This is a genomic window from Comamonas sp. w2-DMI (assembly GCF_040187735.1).
GTDB classification, from domain to species: Bacteria; Pseudomonadota; Gammaproteobacteria; order Burkholderiales; family Burkholderiaceae_C; genus Comamonas; species Comamonas terrae.
In genome coordinates, this window is sequence record NZ_JBANEL010000005.1 from 166,983 (window position 1) to 184,462 (window position 17,480).

The following is a 17,480-nucleotide window of genomic DNA, read 5'->3' on the forward strand; positions in this document are numbered from 1 at the left end:
GGCATTGCCGCCCCGGAAAAACACATACCATCGCAGCATTTGTTTACAAGGAGCAATTTCCCATGGGCCTTTTCCACTGGACACAACGGTCCGCCGACGTCCTGCAGTCGGGCGGCGTGATCGGTCCCGACGAGCGCCTGCCCTGGCCGCAGACCGGCCTCATGGGCGTGCAGCATGTGATCGCCATGTTCGGCTCCACCGTGCTGGCGCCCATTTTGATGGGGTTCGACCCCAACCTGGCCGTCTTCATGAGCGGCATCGGCACGCTGATCTTCTTCCTCATCACGGGCGGCAGGGTGCCCAGCTACCTGGGCTCCTCGTTCGCCTTCATCAGCGTAGTGATCGCGGTGACGGGCTATGCGGGCAAGGGCGCCAACCCCAACATCGGGCTGGCCCTGGGCGGCATCATCGCCTGCGGCGCGGCCTACATGCTGGTGGGCTTTGCCGTGCAAGCCATCGGCACGCGCTGGATCGAGCGCTTCATGCCGCCCGTGGTCACGGGCGCCGTGGTGGCCGTGATCGGCCTGAACCTGGCGGCCATCCCGGTCAAGAACATGGCGGCCAACAACTTCGAATCCTGGATGCAGGCCATGACCTTCGTGAGCGTGGGCCTGGTGGCCGTGTTCACGCGCGGCATGGTGCAGCGCCTGCTGATCCTCGTGGGCCTGATCGTGGCCACGCTGATCTACGGCCTGTTCACCAACGTGCTGGGCTGGGGTACGCCCGTGGACCTGGCGGGCGTGGCCAATGCGGCCTGGTTCGGCATGCCCCACTTCCATGCCCCCGAATTCAACGCCCATGCCATGGTGCTCATCGTGCCCGTGGTCATCATCCTGGTGGCCGAGAACCTGGGCCACATCAAGGCCGTCACGGCCATGACCGGCAAGGACCTGGACCAGTACATGGGCCGCGCCTTCATCGGCGACGGCCTGGCCACCATGGTCAGCGGCTCGGTGGGCGGCACGGGCGTGACCACCTATTCCGAGAACATAGGCGTCATGGCCGCCACGCGCATCTATTCCACGGCCGTGTTCTTCAGCGCCGCCGTGCTGGCCGTGCTGCTGGGCTTCTCGCCCAAGTTCGGCGCGCTGATCCAGGCGATCCCGCTGCCCGTGATGGGCGGCGTGTCCATCGTGGTCTTCGGCCTGATCGCCGTGGCCGGCGCCAAGATCTGGGTGGACAACCGCGTGGACTTCTCGCAAAACAAGAACCTCATCGTGGCCGCCATCACGCTGATCCTGGGCACGGGCGACTTCACGCTGACCTTCGGCGAATTCAAGCTCGGCGGCATCGGCACGGCCACCTTCGGCGCCATCATCCTCTATGCGCTGCTCAACATGGGCCGGCACGCCGATGAAACTCAGGGCAAGGCCCATTGAGCGCCGCCATGTAACCGGGGAAACATTCCCTTGACAGCAGCGCGGGGCCTTTGCGGGGAAACCCCGGCGTCGCGTTCCGCGCTGTTACCATTTCCCGCTGGAGATACACCGCCCCTGACCGGGCGGTTTTTTTTGAGGTGCCGGCCAGGCGCAGTGCATGGACCCAGAAAGCCACCGCCCGCGAGGGCAGGCCCGCGTGCCCGACCGGAGCCTCTGTAGTTGGAGACTTCCATGTCCATCGCAGATCGCGTTCGCTATCCGGATTTTCTTTCGCGCATCATGACGGCCGAACAGGCCGCCGAACTGATCCCCCACGGCACCAATGTCGGCATGAGCGGCTTCACCGGCGCCGGCTACCCCAAGGCCCTGCCCCAGGCCATCGCCACACGCGCCCGGGCCGAGCATGCGGCCGGCAAGCCCTACAGGATCAATGTCTGGACCGGGGCCTCCACTGCGGCCGAATGCGACGGCGTGATGGCCGAGGCCCAGGCCATAGGCCAGCGCCTGCCGTTCAACACCGATCCCACGGCCCGCAAGGCCGTGAATGCGGGCGAGATCGACTTCATCGACATGCACCTGTCGCACGTGGCCCAGCATGCATGGTTCGGCTTTCTGGGCCCTATGCATGTCGCCGTGGTCGAGGTGCTGGGCGTGACCGAGGACGGCCGCCTGATCCCCTCCACGGCCGTGGGCAACAACAAGACCTGGCTGGAGATCGCCGACAAGGTGATCCTCGAGGTCAACACCAAGCCGCCCGCAAAGATGGAAGGCATGCACGACATCTACTACGGCACGGCCATTCCGCCGCGCCGCGTGCCCATCAGTCTGACCCATGCCGACAACCGCATCGGCGAGCCCTATCTGCGCGTGGATCCGGCCAAGGTCGTCGCCGTCGTCGAAACCCACAAGGGCGACCGCGACAACGTCTTTGCCACGCCGGACGAAAATTCCAACAAGATCGCCTCCTACATCATCGACTTCCTCGCGCACGAGATGAAGATGGGCCGCCTGCCCAGGGAAATGCTGCCCATCCAGTCGGGCGTGGGCAATGTGGCCAATGCCGTGCTCGCGGGCCTGTTGACCGGCCCCTTCGAGAACCTGCTGGGCTTCACCGAAGTGCTGCAGGACGGCATGCTGGACCTGCTGCGCGCAGGCAAGATGACGCGCGCCTCGGCCACGGCCATCTCGCTGTCGGGCGCCGCGTACAAGGACTTCGAGGACCACATCGACTTCTACCGCGATCGCATCATCCTGCGCCCGCAGGAGATCTCCAACCACCCCGAGCTGGTGCGCCGCCTGGGCATCATCGCGATGAACTCGATGATCGAGGCCGATATCTACGGCAACATCAACTCCACCCATGTGATGGGCACGGGCATGATGAACGGCATCGGCGGCTCGGGCGACTTCGCACGCAACGGCTACCTGTCCTTCTTCGTCACGCCCTCGGTGGCCAAGGGCGGCAAGATCAGCTGCATCGTGCCCATGTGCTCGCACGTGGACCACACCGAGCACGACACGCAGATCATCGTCACCGAGCAAGGCCTGGCCGACCTGCGCGGCCTCTCGCCCAAGCAGCGCGCCCAGGTCATCATCGACCGATGCGCCCATCCCGACTACCGCGACCGGCTGCAGGACTATTTCGACCGCGCCCGCCTGAAGGGCGCGCAGCACACGCCGCATATCCTGGGCGAAGCGCTGTCGTGGCACGAGCGCTTCATGGAAACCGGGGACATGCGCGTTTAATCATTCACGCCCTGTGCCGCTGCGCGGCTTCCTGGCCGGGATCTCCGAGGGACGACGCCCTCGCGGCGGGGCGGCAGGACCTTGCCCGGTGTCTCTGACGAGGCAGCGTCGGCTGGGCGAAATACGTTTATCCAGTAGCATCAAGGACGGTCTGTCTCAGGCCGTCCTTTTTTCATCGCGGGGCCGACCCAAGATGGAAAACCCCGCCCGCAGGGGCCGCGAACCACGCACAGTGGGGAGCATGGGGGGGCCATTTTTCATGCAACCCGTTTCGCGCCATGCGTATTCACCAGATTCCGGAAGACTCCACGGCCGTCACCACAGGCTCCTGTCTATGCGGGCAGGTGAGGTGGCGAACTGGCCGGCATTCAAATCTGCCATTGCAGCCAGTGCCGCAAAGCCCAGGGCGGCCCCCTGGCCACCAATATCCCGGTAAGGCAGGAGCAAACCCGCTGGATTGCGGGGCGCGATCAGTTGCGCCACTTCGAATCCTCGCCTGGCAAGCTGCGTGCTTTCTGCCCCCGATGCGGCTCGCCGGTCTACAGCCTGCGCAGCAGTCCGGCCGGTGTGCTGCGCATACGCGCCGGCCTGCTCGACGAGCCAAGCAGGGCCTCGCTGGCCAGTCACCAGCATGTGGCCTCGCGCGCCTCCTGGTGGCCCTTGCCCGAGGATGGCTTGCCCCGGCATGAAGAAGCGATGGCGCAGGCCTCGACACAGAACTCTCGCATTAATTGACGAAACACAGGATCGATATGGCTATCTGGACACGTGCAATGAATCTCGAAGCGCTGAACGCCGCCGGCGCCAACACCGCGGTCTCGCACCTGGGCATCGAACTCACCGAGATCGGCGACGACTTCATCCGCGGCCGCATCCACGTGGACGAGCGCACCTGCCAGCCCTACGGCATCCTGCACGGCGGCGTGAACGTGGTGCTGGCCGAGACCCTGGGCTCGGTGGCCGCAGCCTGCTCCATTCCCGAAGGCCATCGCTGCGTGGGCCTGAACGTCTCGGCCAACCACGTGCGCGCCGCACGCCAGGGCTGGGTGACCGGCACGGCCCGCCCCGTGCACCTGGGCCGCACCACCCACGTCTGGGCCATCGAGCTGCATGACGAGCAGGGCAAGCTCACCTGCAACTGCAGTCTGACCATGGCGATTCTGGCGCCTCAGAATTGATAGCGGTAGTTGCTGCACTCTCAGGTCGAGCGTAGCGAAGGCTCGTGCGACTTCCTCTCCCCATGCCCTTTGGGCTGCACCTGCGGCGCTTGGGTACTGCTTGCGACAGAGGCCGGGTCTCGCCCCGGCGGGCGACCTCCTTTTCTTGCTCGTGCAAGCAAAGGAGGCAAAAGAACACGCCCCATTGTCTGCGGCCCCTGCGCTACGCTCCGGGGTAAACCTGCGTCACGCCATCCAGTCTGTGGTGCCGCCCAACTCGCTGCGCGGCATAGCCGCTCCGCTCGAACAAACGGCGGCAAGTCAGAGCACGAAGCAACGCCGTCCTACGGCAGCGTTGCCCACAGCCTGGATGACGTGCCACAGGCGCGGACAAAAGGGGGGCCAGCGGATACCTTCAAACCCCCAGCAGCGCCGAGAGCTGCTCCGGCCTGGCCAGCAGGGCGGCCGAATCCGATTGCAGCGCCAGCCGCCCCTTTTCCATGACCACGGCGTGGTCCGTATGGGCCAGCACCTTCTTGTAGTCGCGGTCCACGATGAGGGTGGAAATGCCGGTGCGGCGGATCTCGGCGATCACGCGCCAGATTTCGGCCACCACCAGCGGGGCCAGGCCCTCGGTGGCCTCGTCCAGGATCATGAGGCGCGGATTGGTCATGAGCGCGCGGCCTATGGAGACCATCTGCTGCTCGCCGCCCGAGAGCTGGTGGCCGCCGTTGGACAGGCGCTCCTTCAGGCGCGGAAAGGTCTCGAGCACGCGCTCCAGCGTCCACGGCCTGCGGCCGTCCAGGCCCGCGCGCGCGCTCATCACAAGATTCTCCCGGACCGACAGGTTGGGAAACACGCCGCGCCCCTCGGGCACGTAGCCAATGCCCGAGCGCGCCATCTGCTCGGGCGGCGCGCCCGTGACATCGCGTCCCTGCGCCAGCACCTGCCCCGAGCGCGCGCGCACATAGCCCATGAGCGTGCGGATCAGCGTGGTCTTGCCCATGCCGTTGCGGCCCAGCAGGCCCACGGCCCTGCCCTCGGGCAGGTCCAGCGAGACGCCGTGCAGGATGTGGCTGTCGCCGTAATAGGTGTGCAGGTCCCGCACGCCGAACAGGGCGCCGGCATGGGGTGCGACCTCAAGCATGTTCTTCCTCTCCCAGATAGGCAGTGCGCACCACGGGATCGACGCGGATCTGCGCCGGCGTGCCGCTGGCCACCACGCTGCCGTTGACCATGACGGTGATGCGGTCGGCGATGCGGAACACCGCATCCATGTCGTGTTCCACGAGCAGCACGGCGTGGCCTGTCTTCAGTTCCTGCAGCAGGCCCAGCATGCGCTCGGTCTCCTCGGCGCCCATGCCGGCCAGCGGCTCGTCCAGCAGCAGCACGCGCGGCCCGGTGGCCAGGCACATGGCCACCTCGAGCTGGCGCTTGGCGCCGTGGCTCAGGCTGCCCGCGCTGCGCTGCGCCTGCTCGGCCAGTCCCGCGCGGACCAGGGCCTCCTGCGCGCGCTCGAGGCTGGCCTGGCAGCGCTGTGCAGGCTCCCAGATGCGCCAGGGGCGCGGGCGCATCTGCGCCTGGGCGGTAAGCCGGCAGTTCTCGAGCACGGTGAATTCAGGAAAGATGGTGGTGCGCTGGTAGCTGCGGCCCATGCCCGCCTTGGCGCGGCGCGGCTGGGGCATGCGCGTGACGTCCCGGCCTTCGAGCCGGATCGTGCCTTCGCTGGCCGCTATCTCGCCCGAGAGCATGTTGATCAAGGTGGATTTGCCTGCGCCGTTGGTGCCGATGACGGCGTGGACTTCGCCATCGTGCAAGTCCAGGTCCACGCCGCTTACCGCGGTCAGGCCGCCGAAGCGGCGCGTGAGGCCGCGCACGGCCAGTCGGGCTTCAGCCATGGTGTACTCCTTTGCTGCGTGAGCGGTCGCGCCACTGGCGCCATTGCTCGCCCAGGCCCATCAAGCCCTTGGGCAGCAGGGCCACGAGGGCGATGATGGCCAGGCCCAGCGTCAGTTGCCAGTGGTCGGCCAGGTTGCCCACCACGGCCTGCGTGCTCAGCAGCTCCTTGAGCACCACGAAGGCCACCGTGCCGATGACGGCACCGCGCAGCGAGCCTATGCCGCCGAGGATGAGCATCAGCAGCACTTCGCCCGAATGGTGCCAGGCCAGCAGCTCGGGGTTGACCACGCCGTCGCGCGCCGCCAGCAGAAAGCCCGCGACGCCGGCCAGCGCACCGGCGATCACGAAGCCCGCCAGCTTGTACCAGTAGGTCGCAAAGCCTGCCGCGCGCATGCGCTGCTCGTTGACGCGGATGCCGGCCAGCGCGGCGCCGAAGCGCGAGTGGCGCAGCATGCCGATGAAGGCATAGACCAGCACCAGCGCGGCCAGCACCACGTAGTAGCGCGTGCCGGCGCTCTCCATGTCCAGCGCGCCCAGCGACGGCCGCACCATGAGGTAGATGCCGTCGCTGCCGCCGCCGATATTGGTGTCGTGGAACACGAAGAACGCCATTTGCGCAAAGGCCAGCGTCACCATGATGAAGTACACGCCGCGGGTGCGCAGGCTCAGCGCTCCCACCACCAGCGCATACAGCGCCGAGGCCGCGACCGCAGCCCCCAGCATGATCGCGAAATTGCTGCTGTCGGGCGTGGCGGCCAGCACGGCCGCGTAGGCGCCTATGCCGAAGAAGGCCGCATGGCCCAGGCTCACGAGGCCGGCTCCGCCCACGAGGATGTGCAGGCTGAGCGCGAAGATGGCCAGGATCATGATCTTGACCACCAGATCCGACAGATAGGATGACAAGAACGGCTGGGCAAGCCCCAGGGCCACGGCCGCCAGCAGCGGCAGCAGCACGCCGGCCAGCAGGCTGTGCGAGCGCGCAGGCCGGCTCCTGCCGCTCACCGAAGGGGCTTCGGCATAGGCCTGGTTGGATTGGGGCAGCGGCGTGGAGGATGTGTTGCTCATATCAGTGGCTCCTTGCACTGCATGTAAAACTGGCGTGAACCAAGCAAGGAACACCGGGCAAGGGCCTGAGCCGGCCGCGCCGCCCCGCAGCAGGGGCTGCCCCAACGAAGGTGTTGTCCCCCTCCCACGTGGCGAGAGAGGGCGACGTGCAACGGGGAAGGCGCGAAGCGACACAGGGGGTGTTTTTTCATCGCTTGCCCATCAGGCCCTCGGGCCGCCATACCAGGACAATGGCCATGAGCAGGTAGATGCTCATGCCGCTGAGCTCCTGGAAGAACACCTTACCAAAGGTATCGACAAAGCCCACGAGCAGCGATGCCAGCAGCGCGCCCGTGATCGAACCTATGCCGCCGATGACGACCACCACGAAGCAAATGATGAGCACGCTGGAGCCCATGTTGGGGTAGACCGAGCTCATGGGCGCGGCGATCATGCCCGCCAGCGCGGCCAGCGCCACGCCCATGGCGAACACGATGCGGTACAGGCGCTGGATGTCGATGCCCAGGCCGCGCACCATGTCGCGGTTGCTGGCGCCCGCGCGCACCATCATGCCCAGGCGCGTGCGGTTGACCACCCAGTACAGCGCCAGCGCCACCACCAGGCAGGCCGCCGAGGCGAAGATGCGGTACCAGGGGTAGCTCATGAGGCCGGCCAGCGAGAAGCTGCCGGCCAGCCAGCCGGGCAGCTGCACGCCGTGCACGTCGTTGCCGAACAGCAGGGCGCGCAGCTCCTCGAACACCAGGATCAGGCCGAAGGTCATCAGCACCTGCTGCAGGTGCTCGCGCTCATAGAGAAAGCTGAAGAAGGCCCACTCGAGCACATAGCCTATGGCCACGGCCAGCACCGTGCCGACCAGCAGCATGGTGACGAAATGCTGGCCCAGGACGGGGGCCAGCGCGAACGCCATATAGGCGCCGATCATGTAGAAACTGCCGTGGGCGAGATTGATCACCCCCATGATGCCGAAGATCAACGTCAGGCCCGAGGCCAGCAGAAACAGCAGCAGCCCGTACTGAACAGCGTTCAGGCACTGCACCAGAAAGGTGGCGAAATCCACGGCAGTCCTTGCGATGAAATGCGGAGGGCCTTACTGCATGCGGCAGCCGCGCGCAGGGTCGGCCAGGGCCTTCATGGCCACGCTGATCTTCCTGTTCTCCTTGCCTTCGACCTTGCGCAAGTACATGTCCTGCACCGGATTGTGGGCCTTGCTCAGCGTGAAGTCGCCGCGCGGGCTGGGGATGGTGGCTTTCTCGATCGCGGTGCGGAACACGTCCTTCCTGCCGATGTCGCCGCCCGCGGCCTTCAGGCCCACGGCCAGCATCTGCGCCGCGTCGTAGCCCTGCACCGCATAGACATCGGGCATGAGCTTGTAGCTCTTGGCGTAATTGGTACGGAAGGTCTTGTCGCGCTCGGTGCCCAGCTCGTCCGCATAGTGCAGCGTGGTCAGCATGCCCTGGGCCGCTTCGCCCTGTGCATCCAGCGTGCCGTCGGTGAGGAAGCCCGCGCCGTACAGCGGAATGGTCTTGGACAGGCCGGCCGCATGGTAGTCCTTGACGAACTTGACGGCACCCGCGCCGGCGAAGAAGGCGAACACGGCATCGGGCTTGGCCGCGGCGATCTCGGTCAACAGCGCCTGGAACTCCACGTTGGGGAAAGGCAGGGTCAGCTGCTTGACGACCTTGCCGCCGCTCTTTTCGAAGCCTTCCTTGAAGCCGCCCGTGATCTCGTCGCCGGCCGCGTACTTCCAGGTGATGGTCATGGCGGTCTTCTTGCCCTCCTGCTTGGCCGCGACCACGCCCATGGGATAGGCCGACTGCCAGTTGCTGAACGAGGAGCGGAAGATGTTGGGCGCGCACATGGGCCCGGTCACGGCGTCGGCGCCGGCATTGGGCACGATGAGCACGGTGCCGCTTTCCTTGGCCGCGCGCGCCATGGCCATGGCCACGCCCGAGTGCACGGTACCCACGATCACGTCCACCTTGTCGCGCTTGATCAGGCGGTTGACGTTGTCCGTGGCCTTGGCCGGGTCCGATTCGTCGTCGACCTTGAAGAACTCGATCTCTCGTCCGCCCAGCTTGCCGCCCTGCTCGGCCACGTGCATGCGGAAACCGTTCTCGATGGCATTGCCCAGCGCCGCATAGGTGCCGCTGAAGGGCAGCATGAAGCCGACCTTGATCTTGTCCTGCGCCATTGCGCCGCCACCGGCCGTCGCGGCGGCCAGTGCCACCGCGCCCATCGCTGTCCATTGCTTGATCATGCTTGTCTCCTCGAGGTTTGGATGAATTGCCGAATGCTCTCTGTCACCTGTAGCGGCTGGTCGCGGTGGGGCGAATGGCCACACGCCGGCAACTCTAACAACTTGACACTTAAAGCAATACGAGCAATTGCCCTTACTTGCTCCAGCGTGCCGTATTCGTCGTCCAGGCCCTGGATTGCCAGCGTGGGGCTGCGCAGGCCGGCGGCCTCGGCCTCGATGTTCCAGCGGCGGAAGGCGGGGTCCAGCCAGATGCCGGCCCAGCCGCCGAAGGCCGAATCCACATCGGCGTGGTAGCGCGCCAGCCGCTCGCGCAGGCCGCCCTGGCGGTAGGCCTCGGCGGCCCTGGCAATGCTGGCCACGGAAATGTCCTCGACCATCACATGCGGCGCCATCAGCACCGTGCCGGCCGTCAGCTCCGGAAAGCGCGCCGCATGCAGCAGCGCGATCGAGCCGCCGTCGCTATGGCCCAGCAGCCAGGCCGGCCGTGCCAGGCCCAGGGCTTCGCGCAGCGCGGGCAGCACCTCGTAGGCCTGGCGGTGCATGAAGTCGGCCGCCCAGGCCTCTTCGGGCGGGCGCGGCGTGGAGTTGCCGTAGCCGGGGCGCGAATAGACCAGGCCGCGCAGTCCCGCAGCACGGCAGACCCGGGCGGGAAAGTCCTTCCACATGGCCAGCGATCCCAGGCCCTCGTGCAGAAAGATCATCACCGGCGCGTCGGGGCGGTCCGCCTCCAGCCACTGGTATTCGATCTCCACCTGGCGGCCGCGCCAGGGAATGCGCACGCGCTCGGCGGCGCCGGTGATTGCAGCTTGCGGCATCATGGTCTTGAATCCATAGCAGTCAGCGCCCGTCCCTGCTGGGATCAAACCGCTTTTGCCTCGGTTTTTGCGTCATGGCTGGCTTCCTGTTCGCGCAGGCGAAAGCGCTGGATCTTGCCGGTGGCCGTCTTGGGCAGCTCGTCCACGAACTCGATGAAACGCGGATATTTGTAGGGCGCCAGGCGCTCCTTGACGAAGGCCTTGAGCTCCTGCTCGGTCGCGCTGCAGCCGCTCTTGAGCACCACGAAGGACTTGGTCTTGACCAGGCCGTCGGCATCGGTCTTGCCGATGACCGCGGCCTCGAGCACGGCCGGATGCTGCTGCAGCGTGGCCTCCACCTCGAACGGCGAGACATAGATGCCGCTGACCTTGAGCATGTCGTCGCTGCGGCCCGCATAGGTGTAGTAGCCGTCGGCGTCGCGCACGTATTTGTCGCCGCTCTTGAGCCAGCCGCCCTGGAAGGTGTCGCGCGTCTTTTCGCGGTTGCGCCAGTACATCAGCGCCGTGCTCGGGCCCCTGATGTAGAGGTCGCCGATCTCGCCATCGGCCACGGGACTGCCATCCTCGCCGCGCAGCTGCACTTCGTAGCCGGGCACGGGCCGGCCCGTGGTGCCGTAGCGTATGTCACCCGGCCGGTTGGAGATGAAGATGTGCAGCATCTCGGTCGAACCTATGCCGTCCACGATGTCGGCGCCGAAATGCGCCTTGAAGCGCCGGGCGATGTCGGCCGGCAGCGCCTCGCCGGCCGACGAGCACATGCGCAGGCTGACCTGTTCGCGCGCCGGCAGGCGCGGCGAGGCCAGCATGCCCGCAAACCCCGTGGGCGCACCGAAGAACACCGTGGGCCGGTGCCGCATCCAGCGCTCGAAGGTGGCATCGGGCGTGGGCCGCTCGGCCATCAGCACCACACTGGCGCCCACGCTGAGCGGAAAGGTCAGCGCATTGCCCAGGCCGTAGGCGAAGTAGAGCTTGGCAGCCGAGAAGCAGACATCGTTTTCCGTCAGGCCCAGCACGGGCTTGCCGTACAGCTCGGCGGTCCAGTAGGGATTGGCATGCGTGTGCACCGCGCCCTTGGGCTTGCCCGTGGAGCCCGACGAGTACAGCCAGAAGCCCGGGTCGTCCCCGCGCGTGGCGGCCGGCTGCGCCAGCGGCTGCTGGCTATCCAGCCAGGGCTGCAGCGGCTCGCAGCCGGCGGGCAGCTGCGCCCCGGCTTCCTCGGGATGCGCGACCCAGATGCGGGCCGCCTCGTGCCGGGCGCCGTCCAGCGCCTGCCGCAGCACGGGCAGCATGGCTCCGTTGGTCAGCACGGCCTGGGCCCGGCTGTGCTCGAGCATGTAGGCATAGTCGCCGGCCGTCAGCAGCGTGTTGACCGCCACCGGCACCACGCCCGCATACATGGCGCCCAGAAAGCACACGGCCCATTCGCGCATGTCGTGCATGACCAGCAGCACGCGCTCCTCGCGGTGGATGCCCGCTGCCAGCAGCCCCTGGGCCAGGCGCCGCGCCCGGTCTTCCAGCTCGCCGTAGCTGAGCGTGCCGTGGTCGTCGGTATAGGCCGTCTTGCCGGCCCGCCCGCGGTTGGTCTCGAACAGATGCTGCGCAAAGTTGAAGGACTGGTCCAGGTCGATCATCGTGTGTCTCCTTGCGCCGCACCGCTGCCGCGCACATGTGGTTGCGGCCCGGCTCTGCGGCCGGGTCCATGCCCGGTTTTCAGGCCGGGACGAGGGCCTGCAGCACGGCAGGGCTGGCCTGCACGGCCGCCTTGCGGTGGTAGAAGTCCAGCGCGCGCAGGCCGCCCAGCTCGCTGCCGCCGCCGGCGCGCCCGGGCCCGCCGTGCTGGGACTGCGGCATCACATTGCCGTGGCCCGTATGGGTCCTGCCCACCTCGGGCGTGACCACATGCACGCGGCCGTGGCTGGCGGCCAGGTCGGCGGCCGCGGCCGCCAGCGCTGCCGGGTCTTCGCCGTACAGCGAGGCCACCAGCGAACCCTGGCCGCGGCGGGCCAGCGCCAGCCCGTGCGCGAGGTCGCGGTAGGGCATGAGCGTGGCCACCGGCCCGAAAACTTCCATGTCGTGCACCAGGGCCGCCGCATCGGGGCTGCGCGTGCCCAGCAGCACGGGCCGGGCGCAGGCGGCCACGGCCGGATCCGCATCCACCAGGGCGCGACTGCGGCCGTCGTGCAGCACATCCGTGTGCGCCATCAGCCCGGCCAGGCCCTGCTGCACGCTGTCGTACTGCTCGCGGCTGACCAGAGAGCCCATGCGCACGCCCTCGCTGCGCGGATCGCCCACGGCGACCTCGGCCAGCTGTGCTCCAATCGCCTGGGCCACGGCGTCGTACAGCGCCCCGGGCACGAAGACGCGGCGTATGGCCGTGCACTTCTGGCCGGACTTGACCGTCATCTCGCGCGCCACTTCGCGCGCCAGCAGGCGCACGGCCTCGCTGCCGGGCCCGTGGCCGGGCAGCAGCAGCGCGCTGTTGATGCTGTCGGCCTCGATATTGCTGCGCACCGCGTGGCGCGCCACGGCTGCATGGCCGCGGATCGCGGCAGCGGTCTCGGCCGAGCCCGTGAAAGAGACCATGTCCCAGGGCTGCAACTGGTCCATGAGTCCGGCCGCGCTGCCGCAGATCACCGACAGCGCGCCGGGCGGCACAATGCCGGCCTCCACCACGTCGCGGACCATGCGCTGCGTGAGCCAGGCCGTGGCCGTGGCGGGCTTGACGATGACCGGCACGCCCGACAGCAGCGCGGGCGCGGCCTTTTCCCACAGCCCCCAGGCAGGGAAGTTGAAGGCGTTGATGAACAGCGCCACGCCGCGCGCCGGCACCTGGATGTGCCGGGACTGGAACACGCCGTCGCGGGCCAGCGCCACCGCCTCGCCGTCGGCCAGATGGCGGGCATCGCCCAGCGCCGCGCCCCATCTGGCGTACTGGCCCAGCGTGTAGATGGCGCCGTCCACGTCGACGGCCGTGTCGCTCTTCACGGTGCCCGAGTTGGCCGTGGAAATTGCGTAATAGGCATCGCGGCCCGCCTGCAGCACGCCGGCCGCATCGGCCAGCAGTTTGGCGCGCTGGGCATAGCTCAGTGCGCGCAGGGCCGCGCCGCCGGTCTCGCGGGCATAGTCAAAGGCGGCCGGCAGATCCAGCCCGGTGGCGTCCACGCGCACCAGTGCGCTGCCCCGCACGGGGTCGCGCAGCACGCTGCCCGGGCCGGTGCCGGCCTGCCAGCGGCCGCAGACATGGTTGGCAAGGAGTTCCGTCATGGCGATGAGGGGAATGGAGGGAATCTGAGGCCGCCGCTCAGGCGGCGCGGCGCGTGAACTGGATCTGCCCCTGGGGCAGCAGGTACAGCACGCGGGCCGCGCCTTCGCTCACCGTGGGGCTGTGGGCGCTGCCCGGGCCGTAGACACACCAGCCAGCGCCGTGGCCGTCGAACAGCGCGCCCTCATCCAGCGGCAGGATCAGGTCCACCTCGCCCAGCGGATGGCTATGGTGGGGGCCCGCAATGCCGCGGTCGGCCGCCCCGTCCATTTCCACCACATCCACCGAAAAGCCGCCCAGCGCCTCGCTGGCCTCGTGCACGCGCCCCCAGCGAATGCCGCCGTTTTCACGCGAACACAGCCAGCCTTGATCTACCCCCGTGGCGCAGGCCTGGCGCAATGCGGCGTAATGCGGGGTCTGTGCACCATAGTGCGTGTTCAGCCAGTCCTGCAGGTCCGCGTCCAGCGGCCGGCCCGCCATGCCGCGGGCCACTTCGGCCACCAGATCGTGGAAAACCTGCTGGGAAATACGGAGGGAGCACGCGTCCATCTCAGTCTCCTGGGACGCAGGGCGATAGCCTGCGGCGATTGATATCGGGCGCACAACATGCAATATTGTGCGTGCAATCGAAAGATAGATAGGTCACAATGCAGTGTCAAGCAATATATTGCATGACTGGTGTTAACCCCGACTGTTTATGATTCACGCCGTCTTGGGGAGCTTTATGGATCAGTTTGAGATTGCATCGGAGGCCGGCAGCGAGGGGGCGGCCACCCCGGCCGAAGCCGGCAAAAGCCTGGTGCTGCAGGCGCTGGGAGAGCGCGTGCGCGAGCTGCGCGCGCGCCGGGGGCTGACCCGCCGCAATCTGGCCGTCACGGCACAGGTTTCCGAGCGCCACCTGGCCAATCTGGAATACGGGACGGGCAATGTCTCCATCCTCGTGCTGCACCAGATCGCACAGGCCCTGCAGTGCTCCATGGCCGAACTGCTCGGCGATGTGACCACCTCCAGCGCCGAATGGCTGCTGCTGCGCGAGCTGCTGGAAAACCGCAGCGAGGAAGACCTCAAGCGCGTGCGCATGGCGGCCGGGGAAATCCTGGGCACGGCGCCCGGCGGCGATGCCCACCGCCATTCGCGCATCGCGCTGATCGGCCTGCGCGGCGCCGGCAAGTCCACGCTGGGCCGCATGCTGGCCGAGCAGCTGCAGGTGCCGTTCCTGGAACTCAACCAGGAGATCGAACGCGTGGCCGGCTGCAGCGTGCGCGAGATCTACGACCTCTACGGCGCCGGCGCCTACCGCCGCTACGAGCGCCGCGCGCTCGAGGAAGCCGTGCAGATCTACAGCGACGTGGTGATCGCCACGCCGGGCGGCATCGTTTCCGACCCCGCCACCTTCAACGAGCTGCTGACCCACTGCACCACGGTCTGGCTGCAGGCCGATCCCGAGGAGCACATGGGCCGCGTCATCGCCCAGGGCGACACGCGCCCCATGGCCGCCAACCCCGAAGCCATGGACGACCTGCGGCGCATCCTCGACGGCCGCGCCGCCTTCTATTCCAAGGCCGACCACCGGCTCGACACCAGCGGCAAGACGCTGCAGCAAAGCTTCGAGGAGCTGCGCCGGATCACGGCGGCATGACCATGAACACCCTCCAGCCCGGCATGGCCGACGATCCGCGCCCCGTTCCGCCCGAAGCGCCGCAGCCCAACGAATGCTGCGAAAGCGGCTGCGACCCCTGCGTGTACGACTGCTATGCCGAGGAAATGCGGCAGTACCGCCAGCAGCTCGCGCAGTGGCTGCAGCGCCATCCCGAAGCCGCCGCCTGACTGCACGCAGCGGCCCACCGGCAGCAGCCGGCGCCGGCAATCCGGGCACGGCCTCCCCGGCTCAAGCCATTCTGGCCTCCAGCCCATGCCTGGAAAGCGCCACGCGCTCCATTTTCTGGAGCAGCCTGAAGCCGGCTTCCTGCCGGCCGGGACGCCCGCCTTCCGCATTCCGCTTGTTCGCCGCCATGAAACCATGGCGGCAGCTTGCGCCTGCCTGCGTCCGGCGCCTCGCCTTCACACTCCGGCATGGCGACGTCCGCGTATAGGCATTTACCCTTGGAACCGATGAAACATGCAAAATAATGCCTAAATCCGCGTGCATTTTTTGGACAACTCTGCATAATTGTGCCTACACCCGATAGCAACTGCACTATTTTTCATCTTCAAGAGGCCCGCCATGCAGCAGCAATCCCTCGTCGACTACCGCACCGAACCCAGCCAGTACCGCCATTGGTCGTTTGAAGTGGACGGGCCGGTTGCACGCATGAAGCTGGACATCGCCGAGGACGGCGGCATACGCCCCGGCTACAAGCTCAAGCTCAACAGCTACGACCTGGGCGTGGACATCGAGCTGCACGATGCGCTCAACCGCATCCGCTTCGAGCATCCCGAGGTCAAAAGCGTCATCGTCACCAGCGGCAAGGAGCGCATCTTCTGCTCGGGCGCCAACATCTTCATGCTCGGCGTCTCCTCGCATGCCTGGAAGGTGAACTTCTGCAAGTTCACGAACGAGACCCGCAACGGCATCGAGGACAGCTCCAGGCACGACGGCCTCAAGTTCGTCGCCGCAGTCAACGGCGCCTGCGCGGGCGGCGGCTATGAGCTGGCCCTGGCCTGCGACGAGATCGTGCTGATCGACGACCGCTCCTCCTCCGTTTCCCTGCCCGAGGTGCCGCTGCTGGGCGTGCTGCCCGGCACGGGCGGGCTGACGCGCGTGACCGACAAGCGCCACGTGCGCCACGACCTGGCCGACATCTTCTGCACCAGCGTGGAAGGCGTGCGCGGCCAACGCGCCGTGGACTGGCGCCTGGTCGATGCGGTGGCCAAGCCCGCGCAATTTGCCGCGACCGTGGAGCAGCACGCGCAGAAGCTGGCCGCAACCAGCCAGCGCCCCGCCTCGGCCAAGGGCATTGCGCTGACCCGCATCGAGCGCGAACTCGGCGAAGCCAGCCTGGGCTATCGGCATGTGGCCGTGGAGATCGACCGCGCCAAGCGCAGCGCCACCGTCACGGTCAGGGCGCCGCAGGGCCCGCAGCCCGGGGACATCGACGCCATCGCGCAGGCCGGCGCCGCCTGGTGGCCGCTGGCCATGGGCCGCGAACTGGACGACGCCATCCTGCACCTGCGCACCAACGAGCCGGACATAGGCACCTGGATCCTCAGGACCGAGGGCGATGCGGCCGCCGTGCTGGCCGCCGACCAGGTCCTGCTGGCCCACCGGGACCACTGGCTGGTGCGCGAGACCATAGGCCTGCTGCGCCGCACGCTGGCGCGCCTGGACGTGTCCTCGCGCTCGCTGTTCGCGCTGATCGAGCCCGGCTCCTGCTTTGCCGGCCTGCTGGCCGAGCTGGCCTTCTGCGCCGACCGCGCCTACATGCTGGTGCTGCCCGACGAGCCCGGGCGCCAGCCCACCCTGGTGCTGGACGAATTCAATTTCGGCCTGCTGCCCCTGGTCAACGACCAGAGCCGCCTGCAGCGCCGCTTCTACGAAGAAGCCGCGCCGCTGGAAGCCGCGCGCGCCGCCGTGGGCCGGGCGCTGGACGGCGATGCGGCCCAGCAGCTGGGCCTGGTCACCGCGGCGCTCGACGATATCGACTGGGAGGACGAGATCCGCATCGCCATCGAGGAGCGCGCCGCCATGTCGCCCGATGCGCTCACGGGCCTCGAGGCCAACCTGCGCTTTGCCGGCAAGGAAAACATGGTCACGCGCATCTTCGGACGCCTGTCGGCCTGGCAGAACTGGATCTTCAACCGCCCCAATGCCGTGGGCGAAAAAGGCGCCTTGAAGCTTTACGGCACCGGACAAAAAGCCGGCTTTGATTTCAATCGCGTTTGACCCCCACCGCATCCAGG

At 67.6% G+C, this 17,480-nt stretch carries 16 protein-coding genes; 7 read left to right on the forward strand and 9 right to left on the reverse strand.

Annotation, left to right across the window (positions count from 1 at the left end):
• The first annotated feature begins 62 nt into the window (after positions 1-62).
• From V8Z74_RS07735 to V8Z74_RS07750, 4 genes are all read left to right on the forward strand, one after another.
• A complete protein-coding gene (locus tag V8Z74_RS07735; protein WP_349708764.1) occupies positions 63-1,379 on the forward strand; it encodes a solute carrier family 23 protein in 1,317 nt (438 codons plus the stop codon).
• A gap of 231 nt (positions 1,380-1,610) precedes the next feature.
• Positions 1,611-3,125, forward strand: a complete 1,515-nt coding sequence (gene scpC, locus V8Z74_RS07740; RefSeq protein ID WP_349708765.1) for a succinyl-CoA:acetate CoA-transferase ScpC — start codon at positions 1,611-1,613, stop codon at positions 3,123-3,125.
• Positions 3,126-3,551: 426 nt separating this feature from the next.
• On the forward strand, positions 3,552-3,860 hold the full coding sequence (locus V8Z74_RS07745; RefSeq protein WP_349708816.1) for a GFA family protein: 309 nt from the start codon (positions 3,552-3,554) through the stop codon (positions 3,858-3,860).
• 17 nt (positions 3,861-3,877) lie between these two features.
• Positions 3,878-4,303: a hotdog fold thioesterase gene (locus V8Z74_RS07750; protein ID WP_066474688.1), complete on the forward strand. Its 426-nt coding sequence runs from the start codon at positions 3,878-3,880 to the stop codon at positions 4,301-4,303.
• Between the two features lie 394 nt (positions 4,304-4,697).
• Here V8Z74_RS07750 and V8Z74_RS07755 read toward each other — a convergent pair whose 3' ends face one another.
• The 9 genes from V8Z74_RS07755 to V8Z74_RS07795 all read right to left on the reverse strand — a co-directional run bounded on the left by V8Z74_RS07755 (position 4,698) and on the right by V8Z74_RS07795 (position 14,129).
• On the reverse strand, positions 4,698-5,429 hold the full coding sequence (locus tag V8Z74_RS07755; RefSeq protein WP_502879479.1) for an ABC transporter ATP-binding protein: 732 nt from the start codon (positions 5,427-5,429) through the stop codon (positions 4,698-4,700).
• On the reverse strand, positions 5,422-6,180 hold the full coding sequence (locus tag V8Z74_RS07760) for an ABC transporter ATP-binding protein (protein WP_349708766.1): 759 nt from the start codon (positions 6,178-6,180) through the stop codon (positions 5,422-5,424). The genes V8Z74_RS07755 and V8Z74_RS07760 overlap by 8 nt, the downstream gene beginning before the upstream one ends.
• Positions 6,173-7,246, reverse strand: coding sequence for a branched-chain amino acid ABC transporter permease (locus V8Z74_RS07765; RefSeq protein WP_349708767.1), 1,074 nt, complete (start codon positions 7,244-7,246; stop codon positions 6,173-6,175). The genes V8Z74_RS07760 and V8Z74_RS07765 overlap by 8 nt, the downstream gene beginning before the upstream one ends.
• A 187-nt stretch (positions 7,247-7,433) precedes the next feature.
• Entirely contained in the window at positions 7,434-8,303 is an 870-nt protein-coding gene (locus tag V8Z74_RS07770; protein WP_066474665.1) for a branched-chain amino acid ABC transporter permease, read from the reverse strand.
• Between the two features lie 30 nt (positions 8,304-8,333).
• Positions 8,334-9,503, reverse strand: coding sequence for an ABC transporter substrate-binding protein (locus V8Z74_RS07775; RefSeq protein ID WP_349708768.1), 1,170 nt, complete (start codon positions 9,501-9,503; stop codon positions 8,334-8,336).
• Entirely contained in the window at positions 9,500-10,318 is an 819-nt protein-coding gene (locus V8Z74_RS07780; RefSeq protein ID WP_502879483.1) for an alpha/beta fold hydrolase, read from the reverse strand. Before V8Z74_RS07780 ends, V8Z74_RS07775 begins: the two co-directional genes overlap by 4 nt.
• Before the next feature lie 44 nt (positions 10,319-10,362).
• Positions 10,363-11,949, reverse strand: a complete 1,587-nt coding sequence (locus V8Z74_RS07785) for a benzoate-CoA ligase family protein (protein ID WP_349708770.1) — start codon at positions 11,947-11,949, stop codon at positions 10,363-10,365.
• Positions 11,950-12,028: 79 nt separating this feature from the next.
• A complete protein-coding gene (locus V8Z74_RS07790; protein ID WP_349708771.1) occupies positions 12,029-13,582 on the reverse strand; it encodes a 3,4-dehydroadipyl-CoA semialdehyde dehydrogenase in 1,554 nt (517 codons plus the stop codon).
• Positions 13,583-13,619: 37 nt separating this feature from the next.
• Positions 13,620-14,129, reverse strand: coding sequence for a 4-hydroxylaminobenzoate lyase (locus V8Z74_RS07795; protein WP_066474655.1), 510 nt, complete (start codon positions 14,127-14,129; stop codon positions 13,620-13,622).
• 175 nt (positions 14,130-14,304) lie between these two features.
• Between V8Z74_RS07795 and V8Z74_RS07800 the strand changes: the two genes are divergently transcribed.
• From V8Z74_RS07800 to boxC, 3 genes are all read left to right on the forward strand, one after another.
• The gene (locus V8Z74_RS07800) at positions 14,305-15,219 is read left to right on the forward strand and encodes a helix-turn-helix transcriptional regulator (RefSeq protein WP_066474644.1); all 915 of its coding nucleotides are present in this window, start codon (positions 14,305-14,307) and stop codon (positions 15,217-15,219) included.
• Positions 15,220-15,221: 2 nt separating this feature from the next.
• Positions 15,222-15,407, forward strand: coding sequence for an oxidoreductase-like domain-containing protein (locus tag V8Z74_RS07805; protein ID WP_157081893.1), 186 nt, complete (start codon positions 15,222-15,224; stop codon positions 15,405-15,407).
• A 397-nt stretch (positions 15,408-15,804) separates the two neighbouring features.
• On the forward strand, positions 15,805-17,463 hold the full coding sequence (gene boxC / locus V8Z74_RS07810) for a 2,3-epoxybenzoyl-CoA dihydrolase (RefSeq protein WP_349708772.1): 1,659 nt from the start codon (positions 15,805-15,807) through the stop codon (positions 17,461-17,463).
• Positions 17,464-17,480 lie beyond the last annotated feature (17 nt).